Genomic DNA, 1,059 nt, shown 5'->3' on the forward strand with positions numbered 1-1,059 from the left:
TTCATCTTCATGTGCTGGTAGTAATAACATCCAACGAACAAATGCATTTTCCCATGGATTTACTTTTTCTTCACGCCATTGTTTGACCAATTTTGGAATTTCAACAAAATGAATTTCAATATCATCACTTAGTATCTGTTGCTTTTGGGGATTCCATAATTGTCCTATGGTGTGAAATGAATCATCCTGGGAGAATAATATAAAATCTAATAAGTTAATGGTAATTGTTTTCCGAAGTGAACGATACGGCATCCCTTCTTGCATTTGGGATGTATAGAGTTTACTCCAGTAATATAAAGATCGCTTTACCATATCATGTGTATTGCGAAGCTGTATCTCTATATTCACTTGCGTTCCGTTGTCTAATGTTGCTAATAAATCTAAAATGGATAACTTATCATCTTCATAAGCCTTATGAAGATGTGGGTCTTCCAATTGTAGAGATGCAACGGGTGCCTCTAAAGATTCCTCTAAAATAGCATTCAAGAAACCAGTTAAGATCTCTTCGTTCCCTTTCGTTCCGAATAACTGTTTAAAAGCAAAATCAATTCGTAAATTTACTAATTTTGTGGACATGGGTTTCCTCTCCCTGTCTTTCTTTTCTTCTTCTTATTTTATAAGATAACTTGTTATATACGCAAATGCTTACCATTGTAGCTCCAATTCATCACAGTACACATCTAACTCAGTAAAACAGTTTTGTAAATCCGCTTCAAAATCAATTTCATGAATTATGCTATCTACCTTTTTTTCTAAATCTGAAATTGTGGTGTAAGGAACATAGAATATGTACTCCCCTAAGCGTTGTTCCATATTGTATTGTGATATGAGAAAGGATTCGATATTCTTTCTAACTTTCCCCTTCCCACGTACAAATTTATTATTATTTTCTACACGTAACAACATACGAATAGTTGCTGTTTTTTCTTCTGTTTCCTCATTCTTTTGTACTTGCTTGTGTTCTCGTATGTATCGGTACAGTGTTGCTTGGCTAATGCCAGTCATATCTATAATTTCTCGAATACTATATTGCTCTGACTTATATAAATTTAATGCCTT

General features: G+C 33.7%; 1 protein-coding gene and 1 pseudogene. Both read right to left on the reverse strand.

Annotated elements, in window-relative coordinates; genetic code table 11:
• A partial coding sequence (locus tag ORL93_RS30765) for an Rpn family recombination-promoting nuclease/putative transposase (protein ID WP_265960344.1) occupies window positions 1–576 on the reverse strand: 576 nt, incomplete at its 3' end.
• A 69-nt stretch (window positions 577–645) separates the two neighbouring features.
• Window positions 646–1,059 (reverse strand): annotated as a pseudogene (locus ORL93_RS30770) (recombinase family protein); the annotation flags it as partial.

The organism is Bacillus sp. DHT2, from assembly GCF_026241455.1.
Classification (GTDB): domain Bacteria; phylum Bacillota; class Bacilli; order Bacillales; family Bacillaceae_G; genus Bacillus_A; species Bacillus_A pseudomycoides.